Origin of the sequence: Corynebacterium sp. HMSC063G05, assembly GCF_001810555.1 — a bacterium.
Taxonomy (GTDB): domain Bacteria; phylum Actinomycetota; class Actinomycetes; order Mycobacteriales; family Mycobacteriaceae; genus Corynebacterium; species Corynebacterium jeikeium_D.
This window is the reverse complement of record NZ_KV801831.1, coordinates 19,188-35,492: the sequence shown is the minus strand read 5'-3', so window position 1 is coordinate 35,492 and position 16,305 is coordinate 19,188. Positions and strand designations below refer to the sequence as shown.

Below are 16,305 nucleotides of genomic sequence, written 5' to 3'. Positions count from 1 at the left end.
ATGGTGCTTATTGGCCGAGTGATCAAGCCCCACGGTGTGCGCGGGGAAGTCGTCGTCGATGCGACAACGGATGATCCGGAAGGGCGTTTCGCAGTCGGGGCCACGCTGTTGGGTGTACAGGCCGGCCGTGAGGAACAGCTGACTGTGAAAACGGCACGCCCGCACCAGGGGCGTTTGCTGATTCGCTTCGAGGAGATTCCGGGCCGCAATGAGGCCGAGCGTCATCGGGGTATGAAGTTTTATGCCGAGCCCGTCTTCGAAGACGAGGACTTTTATGACTTTGAACTTGAAGGCCTGCGCGTAGTCCATAACGGCACCGATATAGGCGAGGTCACTTCTATCGTCCGCGCGCCCGCTCATCGTCTCCTTGAAGTCACGCTTGACGACGGGGCCCGGGAGGTACTCATCCCTCTGGTAGAGGACATCGTTCCGGAAGTTGACCTTGAGAATTCTACTGTCACCATCACCCCGCCGGAAGGACTGTTGGAGCTGTGAGCTTACGTCTCGATGTAGTCACAATCTTCCCGGAGTACCTCGAGCCACTGCGTCATGCGCTGCTGGGCAAGGCAATTGAGCAGGGCATTTTGAGTGTCGGAGTGCACAACCTGCGCGACTGGGCGCCAGGTGTACATCAAGCCGTGGATGACTCGCCCTACGGCGGTGGCCCCGGCATGGTTATGAAGCCGGATGTCTGGGGCCCCGCCCTCGACGAGGTGGCGACGCTGAAAGCGGAGCAGTCGCTCACGTCCGCGGTGCCACATTTGGACAATGTCCGCCATGATCAGAAACTGGGCTTGGTCGAGGAATCTTCCTATGCTGCAGCGGAAGTGCCGTCGTTAAGCGAAGAAGATTCAGCGAAGCCCCTGCTGATCGTCCCGACCCCGGCGGGCGAGCCGTTTACGCAGCAGATGGCGCAGGAGTTCTCACACGAGGAGCACATTGTGTTCGCGTGCGGGCGCTACGAGGGCATCGACCAGCGAGTTATTGATGATGCCGCTAATCGTTACCGCGTGCGTGAGGTCTCTATTGGGGACTATGTGCTGATCGGCGGGGAAGTGGCGGTGCTGGTGATTGCGGAGTCCGTCGTGCGGTTGATCCCGGGTGTGTTGGGCAATCGCAAAAGCCACGAGGAGGACTCTTTCTCTGACGGTCTGCTCGAAGGGCCGTCCTACACCAAGCCGCGCGAGTGGCGTGGACTGACAGTGCCGGACGTTCTCCTCAGCGGCAATCACGCGCTGGTGGACCGTTGGCGGCGCGACCAATCGCTCATCCGCACGGCCGAACGTCGTCCCGATTTGCTTGCCGACGTCGACCTCAGCGCCCGTGACCGGGAAATAATCCAGGGAGTCATTGGGGAAGTAACCGAGGAGAACTGCTAGTGGCACGTGTTCGAATTGCGCGACCTCGGCACGTCATTGGTTGGCTAGCTGTCCTTGGGGCGCTGGCGTGGTTCACTCAGACGCAGCTGGCGGGGAGTATGGATCAGTCGTTTGCGGGTTGGGTCAGTGACCTGCATGGGGCGCGGGATGGCCGCGTCGATAGTGTGATGCTGGCCTTGAGCGAGATTATCCGGCCGATTTACGTCGCGCCGGTCACGCTTGTTGCTGCGGCACTCCTGTGGTTCCGCTTCCGTGCGTGGGCGTTGCTATTGCCGGCGTCATTCGGTTCGTCAATTGCGGTGACTTATGCCATGAAGTGGTTTTTGGACCGCGACCGACCGGGAGAGGAGTTCTCACTGGTCAACCTGCACGATGCGGCGTTTCCTTCTGCACATGTGGCAGCGGTTACCTCCAGTGGCATGGCCGCGATGCAGCTTGCCATCCCCGTATTGCGCCGCACAGCCCGCAAGCTGCTCGACCTGGCCATCATCGCGCTTATCGGCGCTGTGGCACTGTCGCGCGTGTGGGTCGGGGCGCACTGGCTCACCGATGTTATCGGCGGCCTCATCGCCGGAGTTATCGGCTTAGCAGTTGCGCTGCTAGTTCTTAGGAGATGGCCACGAGCACGGCGCTACGCGCTGCCTTAGTCTCCTCGTAGAAGGCCACGAGTTCGCGGTACCGCTGTGTCGCAGTGGCTTCGTCGATAAGCGAACCATTGTCCGTGATGCGGGCGGCAAGATCGATGCTTGCCAGCGTCTGGTGCACGTCGCCGACGCGATCGGCGCGGATGACTGCGGACAGCGGCTTGCGGCAGACGCGGTCGGCACCGAGGATGGCCTCCGCCAGCGGGTCGCCGAGTGCCTGGCCGTCGATGGGATTGCCGGTCAACGTGCGCAGCAGGGACTCCCAGTCCGTGTCGATGTCCAGGGCATCTTCGTCCGGAACGTCGACGAAGTGCTGCAGGATAATCTTCTCCGCGCCGTCGGTAACAAGCCCCGCCGTGCCGCCGTCGCTGGTCGCCGCAGGTGCTGCGACCTCAACTAACCGCGCTGCCTCCTCGTCGGAGATGCGCAGGTATTCGGCACAGAGTTTCTGCTTCATGGGGCTCCTTTTCCGGTGATTACTGCGAGCCTTCTGTGGGGCGTTCGCCAATTGGTACTTCCACGATAGTAAAGTTGCCCGGGTGATTTCATCAGTAATTGCCCGAGAACTCGCCGCCACTGGTGCGGACGTTGCCGAAAGTGCCGTCGCCGCCGCTATCAAGCTTCTCGACGAAGGCAACACCGTGCCTTTCATCGCCCGCTATCGCAAGGAAGTAACCGGCGGGCTCGATGACACACAGCTGCGTTTCATCGAGGAACGCGTCGTCTACCTGCGCGAACTAGAAGAGCGCAAGCAAACGATTCTCGCCGCCATTGAAGAGCAGGGAAAGCTTAACGACGATCTCAAGGCCGCCATCCTCGCCTGCGACACTAAGGCGCGGTTGGAGGATCTCTACCTGCCGTACAAGAAGAAGCGCAAGACCAAGGCCGATATTGCACGTGAGGCCGGGTACGAACCGCTGGTGGAGGAGCTGCTGGCCGACCCAGCCGCGGACCCCGAGACTCTGGCCACTAAGTACGGCGAGGCAGCTGGTAAGGATGCGAAGGACGCTCTGACCGGTGCCCGTGCCATCTTGGTCGATCGCTTCGCTACCGATGCTGATTTGGTTGGCTCTGTCCGTGAGCAGGTGTGGTCCTCCGGTTCCGCCGCCGCTGCCGTGGTGGAGGGCAAGGAGACTGCGGGTGCGAAGTACCGTGACTACTTCGAGCACAACGAACCTCTGGACACCATGCCTAGCCACCGCGTGTTGGCCGTGCTGCGCGGTGAGGCCGAGGGCATCCTGACGCTCAACATCGATGCGGGTGAGGATGAGACCTACGAGCACATGATCCGTGAGGCCTTTGAGCTTCCCGACGGCGGTACCTCCAAGTGGATTGACCAGGCCGTTCGTTTCGGTTGGCGCACCAAGTTGGAGGTGTCCGCTGCCCTCGATGCCCGCACTCGACTGAAGGAGCGCGCCGAGGCCGAAGCCGTGGATGTCTTCGCCCGTAACCTGCGTGACCTGCTGCTGGCCGCACCGGCTGGCCAGCGCGCCACTCTCGGCCTGGACCCGGGATACCGCAATGGTGTTAAGTGCGCCGTTGTCGACTCCACTGGCAAGGTGCTCGACACTGCCATCGTCTACCCGCACCAGCCGCGCAATGACTGGTCCGGCGCCAAGGAGCAACTGGCCACTCTCTGCGCCACGCACCGCGTGGAGCTCATGGCCATCGGCAACGGCACCGCTTCCCGCGAGACCGAAACCCTGGCCCGCGAAATCGCTGACCTGATAGCTCAGGCCGGTGGCAAGAAGCCGACCCCTGTGGTGGTTTCTGAGGCCGGTGCTTCCGTCTACTCCGCATCGTCCCTGGCAGCAGCTGAGTTCCCGGACATGGATGTATCTCTCCGCGGTGCCGTATCGATTGCCCGCCGCCTGCAGGACCCGCTTGCTGAGCTCGTCAAAATCGATCCGAAGTCCATCGGTGTCGGCCAGTACCAGCACGACGTTTCCCAGACCAAGCTCGAGCACTCTCTCGATGCCGTGGTCGAGGATGCCGTCAACGCTGTCGGCGTGGAGGTCAACACCGCCTCTGCGCCGCTGCTCGGTCGCGTTGCTGGCGTGTCCTCGACTGTTGCGGACAACATCGTCGCTTACCGAGACGAAAACGGCGCTTTCACCTCCCGCAAGGAGCTGCTGAAGGTTCCGCGTCTTGGCCCGAAGGCCTTCGAGCAGTGCGCCGGCTTCCTTCGCATCCACGGCGCTAACAACCCGCTGGATGCCTCCGCCGTGCACCCGGAGTCCTACCGCGTCGTCGATGCCATCGCCGCTTCGACCGGCGTTAGTGTCCAGGAGCTCATCGGCAACTCCCGTGTCCTGTCCAAGGTGCGTGCTGCAGACTTCGTCGACGAGTCCGCAGGTATCGGCCTGCCCACCGTCCAGGACATCTTGACCGAGCTGGACAAGCCCGGCCGCGATCCGCGTCCCGAGTTCGTCACCGCCACCTTCAAGGAAGGCGTGGAGAAGGTCTCCGATCTTCAGCCCGGCATGATTCTCGAGGGCACCGTCACCAACGTCGTGGCCTTCGGCGCCTTCGTCGACGTCGGAGTCCACCAGGACGGCCTCGTCCACGTCTCCAACATGGCCCGCGGTTTCGTCTCCGACCCGCACGAGGTCGTCCGCTCGGGCGAGGTGGTCAAGGTGAAGGTTCTCGACGTTGACGTCGAACGCAACCGCATCGGTCTATCGCTCAGGCTTGACGACGACGCCTCGGATGCCAAGCCAAAGCGTGACGGCGGTCGCGGAGAAGGCCGTGGAGGCGGCCGAAAGCGTGGTTCCCAGAATAAGAAGCGCGGTGGAGCCAACCGCGGTGGAGGCGGCGGTTCCATGGCTGACGCGCTGCGCAGGGCAGGCTTTTAGCTCCTGATCTGTTAGCGCTTGATTTATTAGCGCATAGCCTATTGGCGCATAGCGTCGATGCGGCTGTTGATCTCACCCGCGACAGCCGCAGCCATTCCATCCGGTACGACGATGGTGTAATCGGACCCCGAGGTCTCAATCTTGACTGCCTCGCCTGACCGTGCCGCCACGGTGATGCGGCCATCATTGCCAAGTCGAAGCCCAATACCGCCACCGTCGGCCCAGTTATAAGTGGCCGGCTTCGCATATTTGATGGTTCGAAGCTCAATGGGGTGTTTCATCTTCAGCGGTCCACAGCCGTTAAAAACGGTAATGGAATCTGTCTTCGGGTCCGTGTCTAGTGTCATGCCGGTTTCATATGCGATGAGGAATAGCGGCGTGCACAGCAGAAAAACAATGCCGAGGCTTGGCAGGAACACTGCGAGCGCTACAGACACCACGCACCAGACTGCGAGGGTGACCTTGACCCCCTTAGAGATGGCCACACTGACATCGATGGGAGTCGGGGCTCCTTCTCGATGGGGCAACTGTGGCGATGTCGGCTCGGTGACCGTGGCGTCGGTAAGCGAGGAGTAGTCCTTGAGGCGGCGCGTCACGAGCAGGGCCGCTACTAGGCCGATGATGACGCCGGCTATTGCATAGATCCAGCCGATTCGGGCGGTCGTAGGGTCCGTCGTGCCGATCTGCGGGATGATAATCGCGAATTCAATGCCGATTAAGAAGCCGCAGAGGGCGAGGTTGGTTATTGCAATTGGCTTGCGCACGACAAGCGGCGTGCTGGTCTTTGCACCGAGCCAACCGATCTGCGCACATGCGATGACGATGATGGCCATAATCAATGTGCTTTGAATTGGCGGCATGAAACCGTTGGGAGTGCCGCTACCGCTCCAATGCGTTGCTAACTGCTCCGGTAGTCGGTCGGAAATGGCAATTACCCACAGAAGCTGTGCAATCGCCAGAACGCACGGGGCGATGATTGTTCCTCGAACAATCCAGGGGTCAAAGCGTGGAATCTGCTGCATGGAGACAATCTAGCAGTTGGGGGGGGGGCTTTGTAGCAACGGTCGGCAGCGGTCGTTATTGGAGTGCTGTATCAGCGTGACGTTGTAGCGAGCGGTTGTAGCGTGCCGTCTTAGTGTGCGCGGAGTTTCGCCAGAAGATGCACCTCGTGACATTTGATAACACGCTCAACAATTCACTCGAATGTACAAGCGAAAAAGTTTTATTAAAGGGGTTGCGCAATCGAATGGGTGTGCTAAAATGGAGGCATCAAGAACAAAGTGCTTGAGCTTCTCTTCTTGGCGTTGGGCTAGTGGTATTCACTGGTTATCGACACTGAGCGGGGTTGGGGCTTTGGGGGAACAATGTCTGAAAAAGATAGTCCGGCCAAACAACCGTCCGATGTTTACCAAGCGGCTCTGCTGCCTGAAGCGCCGCAGTTTTTCCACGAGTCATCCACGAACCAGTTGGCGGTGGCGGGTATCCAACGCAATCGCCTGGAACTGGGTATAGCTTGCGGTTGCACGCCGAAGTCGCTTGAGATTGATGTGGATGCATACATTGCTGAAATCGCACCCGAGTTGGGTATTTCCCGCGGTAAGGCGCTCGAGTATGTAGAGGTCGGCATTCAGTTAGCGCGTATGCCCCGGCTGGGTGCCTTTATTAAAGCTCGAGCTCATTTGCCCTTTGCGCATCTGATCACCATTGCTCGCGCGACAGCGCCGCTCCACGATCCAGAGGTGCGTGCAGCTGTTGAAGAAGAAATTGCCCGCTTTGTCATTCCCCGAAAGCATGGCGAGGCACTCCGGGGAGTTCGCAGCCTACATAAATTCCTGCAACGGGTTATCGAAGAAATTGAACCTCAGCTTCGCCCCAAAAACCTTCCGGGTGATGTCGATCCGCTGCTTCCTGCAGGAGAACGCGAAATAGTAGGAGAGAGTATCGGTTTTGAAGAGAGCGACAACTTCGCGGAAGTTTTTATGGAGCTGGAAAAGACCCGCGCTCTCGAATTCAAAACCACCCTCGAGTCCATCTCCAGCTCAGCTGGCTGCACTCGAGTCGAAGCTTTGACACACCTCATCCGCGGCACCGCCGAGGCAAAAATCGTACTCAACCTATACTGTCCTGCCACAGAGGAGCGTCCCCGCACCGCCTGGCTTGGCGGCGTTGGCTGGATCTCGCAGTTAGCTACGCAGGCGTGGATTGATAAGGTCACGCATATTCGTATGCTTGCCGACGAAACCGCGGAGGGCTACGCCCCAACCGAAAGTCAGAGAGCCTTCGTTAAAGGTCGGGACGGAACGTGTCGCTTTCCGGGGTGTGATGTACCCGCGGAGCTCTGCGACATTGACCATATTGAGCCGTACGACAAAGAGCACCCAGAGGAGGGCGGGGCAACAGAAACGCCGAACCTCCACTGCCTCTGCCGCCGGCACCACAACATGAAAACAGCTGGTCTGTGGAATGTTGCACGTGATCGGGATGGGGTGGAACTGTGGACGTCGTCAAGCACGGGCAAAAAGGCGGTGAGCCTGGAAGACGGGCCGCTTGCCGGGCACGGGCGCTACACTTTCGACAAACGGGGACTGCGGATGACGCAGGCGCTGGCAGAATATAACGAGTATCGCCAGGAGCTGATAGAGCAATCACGGAAGCTGGTCGAGGAAGCGCGCAGGGGAGAAGACACCGATACTCCCAACCCGCAAGACCCCCAAGACTCGGAAGCTCCCCAAGACCCGCAAGACCCGCCGAACATGGAAGAGTTTGGTTTCTGACCAGGGGGTGTGTAATAATTTCCAGGTTGTCTTTATAGGCAGCTTTACCTGTTTCGGGCATGAACCGGCCGAGCGTCCCTCTGTGGGAAAGCGCCGCCAGGGTCCTCTGTCTATGCAAAAAGTAAAGGAATAAGTTTCCATGAACATTCTTGACAAGGTTGATGCAGCATACCTGCGCGACGACATTCCGGAGTTCCGCGCTGGTGACACCATCGAGGTCGACGTAAAGATTGTCGAGGGTAAGACCGAGCGTATTCAGGTCTTCAAGGGCGTCGTTATCCGTCGTCAGGGCGGCGGCGTCCGCGAGACCTTCACCGTCCGCAAGGTATCCTTCGGTATCGCTGTTGAGCGTACCTTCCCGGTGCACTCCCCGAACATCGACGAGATTCGCGTTGTCTTCAAGGGCGACGTTCGCCGTGCGAAGCTGTACTACCTGCGCAACCTGCGCGGTAAGGCTGCACGCATCAAGGAGCGCCGCTAGTCTTTTGGCGCAAAATAATCCCCATCGAGTGTTGAGCTCGGTGGGGATTTTTCTATCGCGTATAGTCTTTTCCCATGACCGACGACGATTCTCGCGAACAGACTGACGGCCAAAAAGAAGACCGTACTGAAGGCTTGAAAGGCTTCCGGAAACTTGACGAGGAGCCTGAAAAGCACACTCCGTGGTACATCGAGATTCCAATCATTATCGTGATTGCCCTGCTCATCAGTGCTGGTGTGCAGTCCTTTATCGGCCGTGTCTACGTGATTCCATCCGAGTCGATGCAGCCGACGCTCAACGGATGTGTCGGGTGCACCGGTGACCGCATTTGGGTGGATAAGGTTTCCTACCAGTTCTCAGATCCCAAGCCCGGCGATGTTGTCGTCTTTAATGGCCCGGAGTCCTGGAATAGTAACTACGTGTCACAGCGTTCTACTAACCCGGTGGCAAACTCGCTGCAGACGGTTGGTTCCTGGATTGGCCTTGTCGCCCCGGATGAAAATGCGTTAGTCAAGCGTGTGATTGCCACGGGTGGGCAGACTGTGCAGTGTCGCCCAGGAGATCCCGGCATCATGGTTGACGGCAAGATGACAGACCAGGATTTCATTAAAACTCCGGCAGACAAGCCGGTGGTGGATAATCTTGGCTCAGAGCAGTGTGGTGGCCCGTACTTCGGGCCGGTAACAGTGCCGGAGGGGAATCTGTGGGTCATGGGTGATAACCGCACCAACTCTGCGGACTCTCGCTATCACATGGGCGACGAGCTGCAGGGTACTGTGCCGCTGGATAACGTCGTCGGCAAGGTGCAGGCAATCATCCTGCCGTTTAACCGCATCGGTGGCGTCGATGATCCGGACATCCAGCACAACTAGTCAGCACAGTCTGCTCACGCCGCCGGCGCCGAAACTGCGGAGGCTGAAGCAGTCGCGCACGATAGAGGTCGCGCTGGCAAAGCGCGGCTTTGGACCTGTAGCCGGGGTCGACGAGGCTGGTCGCGGCGCCTGTGCAGGCCCGATAGTTATCGCCGCCTGCTGCCTTCCAGAACGCCCTATCGCAGAGCTGGATAAGCTCACCGATTCTAAAAAGCTCACGCCGGCCGCACGTGAACGGCTCTTTCCGCTCATCCAACGCTTCGCCACCTCTTTTTGCGTGACGACGATTCCCGCGTCCTACATCGACCAATTCGGCATCCAGGACGCGAATGTCACTGGAATGCGCCGCGCGGTAGCCGGGTTGGGGCAGCGTCCTGGCTACGTGCTTACCGACGCACTCAAGGTGTCTGGCTTCACGGCACCCTATTTGCCCGTGATTGGTGGTGATTCCGCTTGCCGATGTATTGCTGCTGCGAGTGTCTTAGCCAAAGTCACCCGCGACCGCATTATGGTTGACCTATCGGAGAAGTATCCGGACTATGGTCTGGCGGGGCATAAGGGCTACGGCACGTCATCGCATATGGAAGCGATTTCACGCCATGGCGCAACCCCGGAGCATCGGTGGTCATACCGCAATGTGCGCTTGGCACACGCGGAGTATCTTGAGCACCCCGAATAGACCAACATGTACAAAAAGAGCAACATGTAAACACTCGAAGGAGCCGTCGCGGTCGTGAGCGCAGAAGATCTAGAAAACTACGAGGCCGACGTTGAACTATCCCTGTACAAGGAGTTCCGCGATGTCGTTAGTCAGTTTTCGTACGTTGTTGAGACGGAGCGCAGGTTCTACCTTGCTAATGCTGTGGAGCTGATTCCGCACAACAGCGAAAACGAGGTCTATTTCGAGCTGCGGATGTCGGATGCGTGGGTGTGGGATGTCCATCGCCCGGCTCGGTTTGTCCGCTACGTGCGCGTTATCACTTTCAAGGATGTCAATATCGAGGAACTGGATAAGCCGGACTTGCGACTGCCGTAGGTTATCGTCGCCTGTCATCGCATGTTATGGCTAGCTGCTAACAGTTATCCACAGTCGAAAAATTATCCACAGTTAGGGCCCTCTGAGCATTTATCGGAGGGCCTTTGTCATGCCCGCTGTGCAAGAGTGTTTCCGAACCGCCAAGGCGGCAAAAGTCTAGGCAGTAAACCGCCAAGGCACAATTCAACGGGGAACCAGGGGGACCGGGGCTATGACACAGAGCTTTGAAGAACTAACCACAAGACAGCTCGGCGCGTTTGGGGAGGATTTCGTTGCTGAGATGTTGGAGGATCAGGGGTGGGAAGTTATTGCTCGGAATGAGCGGGTGGGGCGCTATGAGCTCGATCTTATTGCTGAAGATGTTGACGGCAGGCTGCATTTTGTGGAGGTAAAAACGCGGCGCAGCTCGCGAAGTAGTCAGTTTGGGGACGGCAGAGAGTCCATCACAGCAGCCAAGCTTCGTCATTTGCGCAAGGCGGCGGGACAGTGGCTGTCAGAGAGTTCTACCTACTGGTTAGAGTCCGTAGTTATCGACTGCGCAGAAGTCACAGTGTCCAGCCCTTCGTCCGGTCCTCCAGTCGTTGCAGTTACGTACATTCCCGCAATCAGCGACGCAATCATGTGGGACTGCTAGATGACTGTCGGTACAGCTCTTGCAGTCAGCCTCAGCGGCATTGAAGGAACTATTGTGCAGGTGGAAGCCGATGTTGGGCGTGGCTTGCCGGGAATGTATATCGGTGGGCTCGGCGATGCCGCCGTCGGAGAAGCCAAACATCGCGTGCGCACGGCGGTTGCTAACTCGCAGTTGCCCTGGCCGAAGACAAAAGTCGTGGTGAGTCTGTCGCCGGCGCATATCCGCAAGCACGGCACTAGCTTTGACCTCGCCATCGTCTGCGCCATCCTTATCGCAACCAGCGATGACATGGAGGCCCGAGGTCGTCTCCGCCACACGGTTCTCATTGGCGAACTTGGGCTCGACGGTTCCATTCGCCCGGTGCGTGGAGTGCTGCCGCAGGTCCTTGCCGCCCGCGAGGCAGGTGCCCATTGGGTTGTCGTCCCCGCCGCCAACGCCGCCGAGGCCGCGCTCGTCGACGGCATCGCAGTCTGCACCGCAGCCGACCTCACACAGCTATGGGGCTGGGTACTCACCGGCTCAGGTTTGACGACCGCGCTTAACGACGACCCCAGCGAACAAGCCTTCTCGGTAGACCTGGCCGATGTCGATGGCCAACCTGAGGCCCGCTTCGCCCTCGAGGTAGCCGCAGCAGGTGGGCACAATCTGTTCATGCAGGGTTCTCCGGGAACTGGGAAGTCCATGCTCGCTGAGCGCTTGCCCACAATTCTGCCGCCATTGCAGAAGTGGCAGCAGCTGGAGGTCACCGCGCTGCATTCGGTGGCCGGAGCGCTCGATACTGCGGACACTCTTATTCAACATCCGCCGTTTGTGGCTCCACATCACAGCGCGACTGTGGCAGCGTTAGTCGGCGGCGGTGCTGTGCCCAAGCCCGGCGCGATTAGCCTTGCCCACCATGGGGTGCTGTTCTTGGACGAAATCACCCTCATGCGCCCGGCGGTATTGGATGCGTTGCGGATGCCGATGGAAAACGGGGTGGTCGTCCACCTGCGTACGCACCATCGAGTGACCTTTCCGGCGAGAACACAACTAGTCATGGCGACCAATCCCTGTCGGTGTGGGGCGGCGTATGCCAGCGAATGCACCTGTTCTAGTACCGAGCGAGCCAAGCATGGTCGCGCATTATCGGGCCCGCTACGCGATCGCATGGATCTCAACGTCACGCTCAGTCCTGCCGGGGCCAAGCTGGGAATTAAAAACAAAGCACACAATGAGCCCTCCGCGGCCGTTCGCGATCGGGTACAGGCCGCACGTGACCGTGCCCGACATAGGTGGCAGGCCCTGGGGCTTGCCGACGAAGCAGCCGTCACCAACGCGAGTGTGCCACGCTCGCTTCTCCGTCGTCACGCGGGCTTAGACGAAGAAGCGATGGCGTTATTGGACTTCCAGTTGAGGAACGGAGAGATTACCCAGCGGGGAGTGGACAAAGTAATCGCAGTGGCGTGGACGCTCGCAGACCTCGGGGGAGTAGACGCGTTTACCTTCGAGCACGTGCAACGTGCCTGCCAGCTGCATGACCGCGAGGGCGGCTAATACAACCGAACCACTATCAAGGGGGAGAAATGGACGAAATTCACGCGTGGGCTTACCTGAATCGTGTGATAGAGGCGACGCATCCGCAGATTGTGCGGCTCGTGACGGAGTTTGGGCCGGTAGAGGTAGCAGAGAGGATCAAGGCTCGCGCCGGGCTGCCGGAAGGTCTGCTCAATACGACGCAGGCACGGGCCGACGTTGACCAGAGCGGCCACGATTTGGAGCTGGCGGCAGCGATGGGGTGGCGTCTTATTTATCCGGGGCACCCAGAGTGGCCGGGGGAGCTGCTGTCCTGCTTTACGACGCTCGAAGTCCGTGACCGCGCCGATGCACCACCACTTGCGCTGTGGGTGCGTGGCCGTGACTTGCGGGACGTGGTCAGTGAAGCGGTGGCGATTGTCGGAACGCGGATGGCCAGCAGCTACGGGACACAGGTGGCGGCCCAATTCGCGGGGCAGTTCGCGAATGCGGGGGTTAGTGTCATCAGTGGTGGTGCGTTGGGTATTGATGCCGCGGCGCATCGAGCTGCGCTCGACGCTGGCGGCACTACGGTTGTGGTCGGAGCCGGTGGTGTAGGGGTTGACTATCCGCGGGCGCATGCAGAACTCTTCGACGGGATTGCAGAGCGGGGTGCGCTGATTACGGAGTATCCACTGGGGGTGCGACCTGCGCGGCATCGGTTTTTGACTAGGAATCGTCTGGTAGCGGCCCTATCGCGAGCAACCACAATCGTCGAGGCGGGCTGGCGTTCAGGGGCGCGCAACACAGCGCACTGGGCAGTGAGGCTAAACAAGCCCTTGGGAGCAGTGCCGGGACCGGTGACGCTGCAAACTACCTCTGGCTGTCATGACCTAATCCGCAGTGGCGAGGCTGTCCTGGTGTGTAGTGCCGATAATGTGCGGTCGCTGTATCGGTCAGTTGGCACAGTGAACGAGGATGCTCAGCTTGAATTGTTGTGGGAAAAGTCGGCGGTGCAGAAGCTTTCTCGAAACGAGCTCGCTGTCTACGACTCTCTGAATTCTGCGGAGCCAACGCCGGTGGGAGAAGTCGCAGCGCAGGCGGGATTGGCCGTGGCGCTTACGACACATTTGTTGCTGGAGCTGCAGGGACAGGGGCTGACCAGTCGGGTGGAGGGTGGGTGGTTGCGCCAGGAACAGAAGCGTTAGTGAGGCGCTAATAAAGCCTTCTGCAGAGAATCTCGAAAAAATCTTGAATTAGGTATTGCAATTCTCTGTACGCTCAGTAATATAGGCAAGGCAAGCCTAAGTAACTGTTACGGAAACGGGCTTGTGACATGGGTGAGGCAATAGGGCAGTGGCTCTGGCGAAAGTCGGAGTCACTGCCTTTTTCCGCTGTCTGGTGAGGTCTCGCGGTGTGCATCTACTAAGGTCAGAACCGTGAAGCGCGCAACCAATAACGACGACAGGACTGAGCTGGATCTCGGGTTATCCGCCAATATTGAGGCCGTGCTCATGGATTTTCTCGATGAGCTGACTTATTCCCGCAGACTCTCTGACGCAACCGTCCGTGCCTATCGAGCCGATCTCATCCCCCTCCTCGCCGGCCTGGACCACATCAGTGAACTCTCCACCCCTGTCATCCGTGCGCACCTCGGCGCGAAGCATGCGGAGGGTGCTGCGCGGTCATCGCTGGCTCGCTTAACGACGTCCATTCGCCAGTTCTGTAGTTGGCTCGTAGCTCGGCAAATTCTCGATGCTGATCCGTCGCTGCGGCTGTCAACGCCGAAGAAACATCAGCATCTTCCGGAAGTGCTCTCGCCGGAGAGGGTTGAGGAGGCAATCGAGAAAGTCTCATCCGAGGACAGCGCAGTTGCGGCTCGCGACTTGGCCATTGTGGAACTGTTGTATGCCACCGGGATGCGTGTAGAAGAGCTGTGCAAGGCCGACGTCTCAGATGTGGACTTTTCCCGCCACATCATCTCGGTAGTGGGTAAGGGGAACAAGCAGCGCATCGTGCCCTTCGGTGCACCAGCGGAGGCGGCACTCAAAGGCTGGCTCCAGGTGCGTGGAAGCTTTCATGCTTCCGCACAGGCCGAACATGCGCTTTTTCTCGGTGTGCGTGGAGGTAGATTGAATCCTCGTCAGGCGCGCCGAGTTATTCATAAATGGGCTGATGTTTCACCGCATGCTCTCCGACATTCTGCGGCCACGGCCATGGTGGAAGGTGGCGCTGACTTGCGTGTGGTGCAGGAGATGCTCGGTCATTCGAGTCTGGCGACCACGCAGATTTATACCCACGTCTCAGCGGATCGTCTCCGTGAAGTACATAAGCGGGCACATCCGCGCGCTTAATTGCGCAGGGTTGTCTAATTGCGTACAGGCTTGAGCACGATTGGTCTCCGCTGTATCAAATCCAGTGGGTTGAGATAGTCTTTGCCGCGCAGTGCGCCCCAATGCAGGCCCGGTTCGGGATGTTTGGCGTTGACCACAAGATGACCAATCACCTGGCCAGCGGCCACGTGGTCTCCCTTTTCTAACGCGGTATCTATGGGCTGATAGGTTGTGCGGATGCCATCGGCGTGCATGATTGACACGGAAGTCATTCCGGCGATCGAACCGGCGAAATGCACCACACCGGGAGCTGAGGCGCGGATTGGCTGGCCCGGGGAGGCGTTCAGGTCTACTCCGCGATGTCCAGGCTGCCAGCGTTTTTCCGGTGGGGTGTAGAAGCGTAGAACTTTGCCGTGCACAGGGAAAGTATGCGTAATAGCGGATATTGGCTCGCCGGTAGCTGCAGGTGGGCTTGGGGGTGTTGTTAGCGCGACAGCGAGCACGAATAGCGCTAATGTGCGCATTAGCGAGCGCTTGAAACTCTGCTTGGTCGTCATGCGCGATAGTGTGGCGGACGCTGCACTCGTCGACAAGCGGCAGTGCATTGCAAACGGTTCTAGCTGTGGATGACTTTTTGTCCTGTGGATAGCAGGGCGTGTCAGATATTGCGACCTGTGCGATGTATCAGATAAGATGACGCTCGCGGTGTCTGCCTTAATGGGCGGTCATTAGCACAAAGACTACGCGCGCGACCCATTCCGGCTGGTTCACGGGTGCTCGGCAAGGATATCTGTCGGGTGTGAGGCAGCGGGGGAGCGCTAGGGCACAGGGAAAGCCTGTGCGTGAACTGTAACCACCTATATCGGATAAGAAAGGAAGGGAAGCAGCCGCAGCCCTAGTCAGGCTGGACGCGAGGATCTTCCCTGAATATGACATGGCTGTTGTATCCATGCGAGAACTGCTCGATGCAGGTGTCCACTTCGGTCACCAGACCCGTCGTTGGAACCCGAAGATGAAGCGTTTCATCTTCACCGAGCGCAATGGCATCTACATCATCGACCTGCAGCAGACCCTGACCTACATCGACGAGGCTTTCGAGTTCGTCAAGGAGACTGTCGCTCACGGTGGCAACGTCCTGTTCGTCGGTACCAAGAAGCAGGCTCAGGAAGCCGTTCAGAACGAGGCAGAGCGCGTTGACATGCCATACGTCAACCACCGCTGGCTCGGCGGTATGCTGACCAACTTCGCCACCGTTTCCAAGCGCCTGGCTCGCCTGAAGGAGCTTCAGGCAATGGACGCTGCTGAGAACGGCTACGAGGGTCGCGGCAAGAAGGAAATCCTGATGCTGACCCGTGAGCGCACCAAGCTGGAGCGCACCCTGGGCGGCATTCGCGACATGTCCAAGGTTCCGTCCGCACTGTGGATTGTTGACACCAACAAGGAGCACATCGCTGTCGCCGAGGCTAAGAAGCTGGGCATTCCGGTTGTTGCCATCCTGGACACCAACTGCGACCCGGATGACGTTGACTTCCCGATCCCGGGCAACGACGACGCAATCCGCGCTGCTTCCGTGCTGACCCGCATCATCTCCACCGCTGTTGAAGAGGGCCGCAAGGCTCGCGCTGAGCGCGAGGCCAACGCTGCTCGCGAAGCAGCAGGCGACGCTCCGATCGAGTCCGCCGCTGAGAACACCGACCAGGCTGCAGAGATGGACGCCGAGGGCTCCGCTGCAACTGAGACGGCATCCGCTGAGTAAAGCTGAACTTTCTAACCACCACAAGTTCTAACCACCACAAGGAGGAACGC

The 16,305-nt window shown here is 59.3% G+C and carries 17 protein-coding genes; 14 read left to right on the top strand and 3 right to left on the bottom strand.

Translation table 11 applies throughout. The features are described from left to right. From rimM to HMPREF2751_RS00635, 3 genes are read left to right on the top strand one after another with little or no spacing between them, the layout of a single operon-like run. The gene (gene rimM / locus HMPREF2751_RS00645) at positions 1-495 is read left to right on the top strand and encodes a ribosome maturation factor RimM (RefSeq protein WP_049171609.1); all 495 of its coding nucleotides are present in this window, start codon (positions 1-3) and stop codon (positions 493-495) included. After that, positions 492-1,379 carry a tRNA (guanosine(37)-N1)-methyltransferase TrmD gene (trmD, locus tag HMPREF2751_RS00640; RefSeq protein ID WP_049171525.1) on the top strand — a complete coding sequence of 296 codons (888 nt, stop codon included), beginning with the start codon at positions 492-494 and terminating at the stop codon, positions 1,377-1,379. Before rimM ends, trmD begins: the two co-directional genes overlap by 4 nt. Next, positions 1,379-2,026, top strand: coding sequence for a phosphatase PAP2 family protein (locus HMPREF2751_RS00635; RefSeq protein ID WP_070439622.1), 648 nt, complete (start codon positions 1,379-1,381; stop codon positions 2,024-2,026). The genes trmD and HMPREF2751_RS00635 overlap by 1 nt, the downstream gene beginning before the upstream one ends. Here HMPREF2751_RS00635 and HMPREF2751_RS00630 read toward each other — a convergent pair. Then, positions 1,986-2,480, bottom strand: coding sequence for a DUF1877 family protein (locus tag HMPREF2751_RS00630; RefSeq protein WP_049171521.1), 495 nt, complete (start codon positions 2,478-2,480; stop codon positions 1,986-1,988). The genes HMPREF2751_RS00635 and HMPREF2751_RS00630 overlap by 41 nt on opposite strands. Before the next feature lie 82 nt (positions 2,481-2,562). On the opposite strand from HMPREF2751_RS00630, the gene HMPREF2751_RS00625 reads away from it, so the two are divergent. After that, positions 2,563-4,878 (top strand): Tex family protein, encoded by a 2,316-nt coding sequence (locus HMPREF2751_RS00625; RefSeq protein WP_070595135.1) that lies wholly within the window; start codon positions 2,563-2,565, stop codon positions 4,876-4,878. Between the two features lie 38 nt (positions 4,879-4,916). Here HMPREF2751_RS00625 and HMPREF2751_RS00620 read toward each other — a convergent pair whose 3' ends face one another. Next, a complete protein-coding gene (locus HMPREF2751_RS00620; RefSeq protein WP_049171516.1) occupies positions 4,917-5,900 on the bottom strand; it encodes a DUF1648 domain-containing protein in 984 nt (327 codons plus the stop codon). A gap of 342 nt (positions 5,901-6,242) precedes the next feature. Between HMPREF2751_RS00620 and HMPREF2751_RS00615 the strand changes: the two genes are divergently transcribed. The 9 genes from HMPREF2751_RS00615 to HMPREF2751_RS00575 all read left to right on the top strand — a co-directional run bounded on the left by HMPREF2751_RS00615 (position 6,243) and on the right by HMPREF2751_RS00575 (position 14,520). Then, a complete protein-coding gene (locus tag HMPREF2751_RS00615; protein WP_049170763.1) occupies positions 6,243-7,652 on the top strand; it encodes an HNH endonuclease signature motif containing protein in 1,410 nt (469 codons plus the stop codon). 139 nt (positions 7,653-7,791) lie between these two features. Next, positions 7,792-8,133, top strand: a complete 342-nt coding sequence (gene rplS / locus HMPREF2751_RS00610; protein WP_070595132.1) for a 50S ribosomal protein L19 — start codon at positions 7,792-7,794, stop codon at positions 8,131-8,133. 74 nt (positions 8,134-8,207) lie between these two features. Next, positions 8,208-9,005, top strand: a complete 798-nt coding sequence (lepB, locus tag HMPREF2751_RS00605) for a signal peptidase I (RefSeq protein ID WP_049189674.1) — start codon at positions 8,208-8,210, stop codon at positions 9,003-9,005. Beyond that, a complete protein-coding gene (locus tag HMPREF2751_RS00600; protein WP_224783775.1) occupies positions 8,980-9,684 on the top strand; it encodes a ribonuclease HII in 705 nt (234 codons plus the stop codon). The genes lepB and HMPREF2751_RS00600 overlap by 26 nt, the downstream gene beginning before the upstream one ends. Positions 9,685-9,738: 54 nt before the next feature. Beyond that, positions 9,739-10,041 carry a DUF2469 domain-containing protein gene (locus tag HMPREF2751_RS00595; protein WP_005509529.1) on the top strand — a complete coding sequence of 101 codons (303 nt, stop codon included), beginning with the start codon at positions 9,739-9,741 and terminating at the stop codon, positions 10,039-10,041. A 211-nt stretch (positions 10,042-10,252) separates the two neighbouring features. Continuing rightward, positions 10,253-10,675 (top strand): YraN family protein, encoded by a 423-nt coding sequence (locus tag HMPREF2751_RS00590; protein ID WP_049194021.1) that lies wholly within the window; start codon positions 10,253-10,255, stop codon positions 10,673-10,675. Beyond that, positions 10,676-12,208, top strand: coding sequence for a YifB family Mg chelatase-like AAA ATPase (locus tag HMPREF2751_RS00585; RefSeq protein ID WP_070595130.1), 1,533 nt, complete (start codon positions 10,676-10,678; stop codon positions 12,206-12,208). Positions 12,209-12,237: 29 nt separating this feature from the next. Further along, the gene (gene dprA, locus HMPREF2751_RS00580) at positions 12,238-13,374 is read left to right on the top strand and encodes a DNA-processing protein DprA (RefSeq protein ID WP_049189671.1); all 1,137 of its coding nucleotides are present in this window, start codon (positions 12,238-12,240) and stop codon (positions 13,372-13,374) included. Between the two features lie 291 nt (positions 13,375-13,665). Next, entirely contained in the window at positions 13,666-14,520 is an 855-nt protein-coding gene (locus tag HMPREF2751_RS00575; protein ID WP_049170927.1) for a tyrosine recombinase XerC, read from the top strand. A 14-nt stretch (positions 14,521-14,534) separates the two neighbouring features. Here HMPREF2751_RS00575 and HMPREF2751_RS00570 read toward each other — a convergent pair whose 3' ends face one another. Beyond that, positions 14,535-15,056 (bottom strand): murein hydrolase activator EnvC family protein, encoded by a 522-nt coding sequence (locus tag HMPREF2751_RS00570; RefSeq protein ID WP_065421647.1) that lies wholly within the window; start codon positions 15,054-15,056, stop codon positions 14,535-14,537. Between the two features lie 377 nt (positions 15,057-15,433). Here HMPREF2751_RS00570 and rpsB point away from each other — a divergent pair, with 377 nt between their 5' ends. Further along, positions 15,434-16,255 (top strand): 30S ribosomal protein S2, encoded by an 822-nt coding sequence (gene rpsB, locus HMPREF2751_RS00565; protein ID WP_070595128.1) that lies wholly within the window; start codon positions 15,434-15,436, stop codon positions 16,253-16,255. Positions 16,256-16,305 lie beyond the last annotated feature (50 nt).

Bases quoted from the DNA above. Each gene is read 5' to 3' on its own strand.
- lepB (WP_049189674.1), top strand. From the start codon at position 8,208: ATGACCGACGACGATTCTCGCGAACAGACTGACGGCCAAAAAGAAGAC.
- dprA (WP_049189671.1), top strand. From the start codon at position 12,238: ATGGACGAAATTCACGCGTGGGCTTACCTGAATCGTGTGATAGAGGCG.
- rpsB (WP_070595128.1), top strand. From the start codon at position 15,434: ATGGCTGTTGTATCCATGCGAGAACTGCTCGATGCAGGTGTCCACTTC.
- HMPREF2751_RS00630 (WP_049171521.1), bottom strand. From the start codon at position 2,480: ATGAAGCAGAAACTCTGTGCCGAATACCTGCGCATCTCCGACGAGGAG.
- HMPREF2751_RS00570 (WP_065421647.1), bottom strand. From the start codon at position 15,056: ATGACGACCAAGCAGAGTTTCAAGCGCTCGCTAATGCGCACATTAGCG.
- HMPREF2751_RS00615 (WP_049170763.1), top strand. From the start codon at position 6,243: ATGTCTGAAAAAGATAGTCCGGCCAAACAACCGTCCGATGTTTACCAA.
- rplS (WP_070595132.1), top strand. From the start codon at position 7,792: ATGAACATTCTTGACAAGGTTGATGCAGCATACCTGCGCGACGACATT.
- HMPREF2751_RS00590 (WP_049194021.1), top strand. From the start codon at position 10,253: ATGACACAGAGCTTTGAAGAACTAACCACAAGACAGCTCGGCGCGTTT.
- rimM (WP_049171609.1), top strand. From the start codon at position 1: ATGGTGCTTATTGGCCGAGTGATCAAGCCCCACGGTGTGCGCGGGGAA.
- HMPREF2751_RS00620 (WP_049171516.1), bottom strand. From the start codon at position 5,900: ATGCAGCAGATTCCACGCTTTGACCCCTGGATTGTTCGAGGAACAATC.
- HMPREF2751_RS00585 (WP_070595130.1), top strand. From the start codon at position 10,676: ATGACTGTCGGTACAGCTCTTGCAGTCAGCCTCAGCGGCATTGAAGGA.
- HMPREF2751_RS00600 (WP_224783775.1), top strand. From the start codon at position 8,980: ATGATCCGGACATCCAGCACAACTAGTCAGCACAGTCTGCTCACGCCG.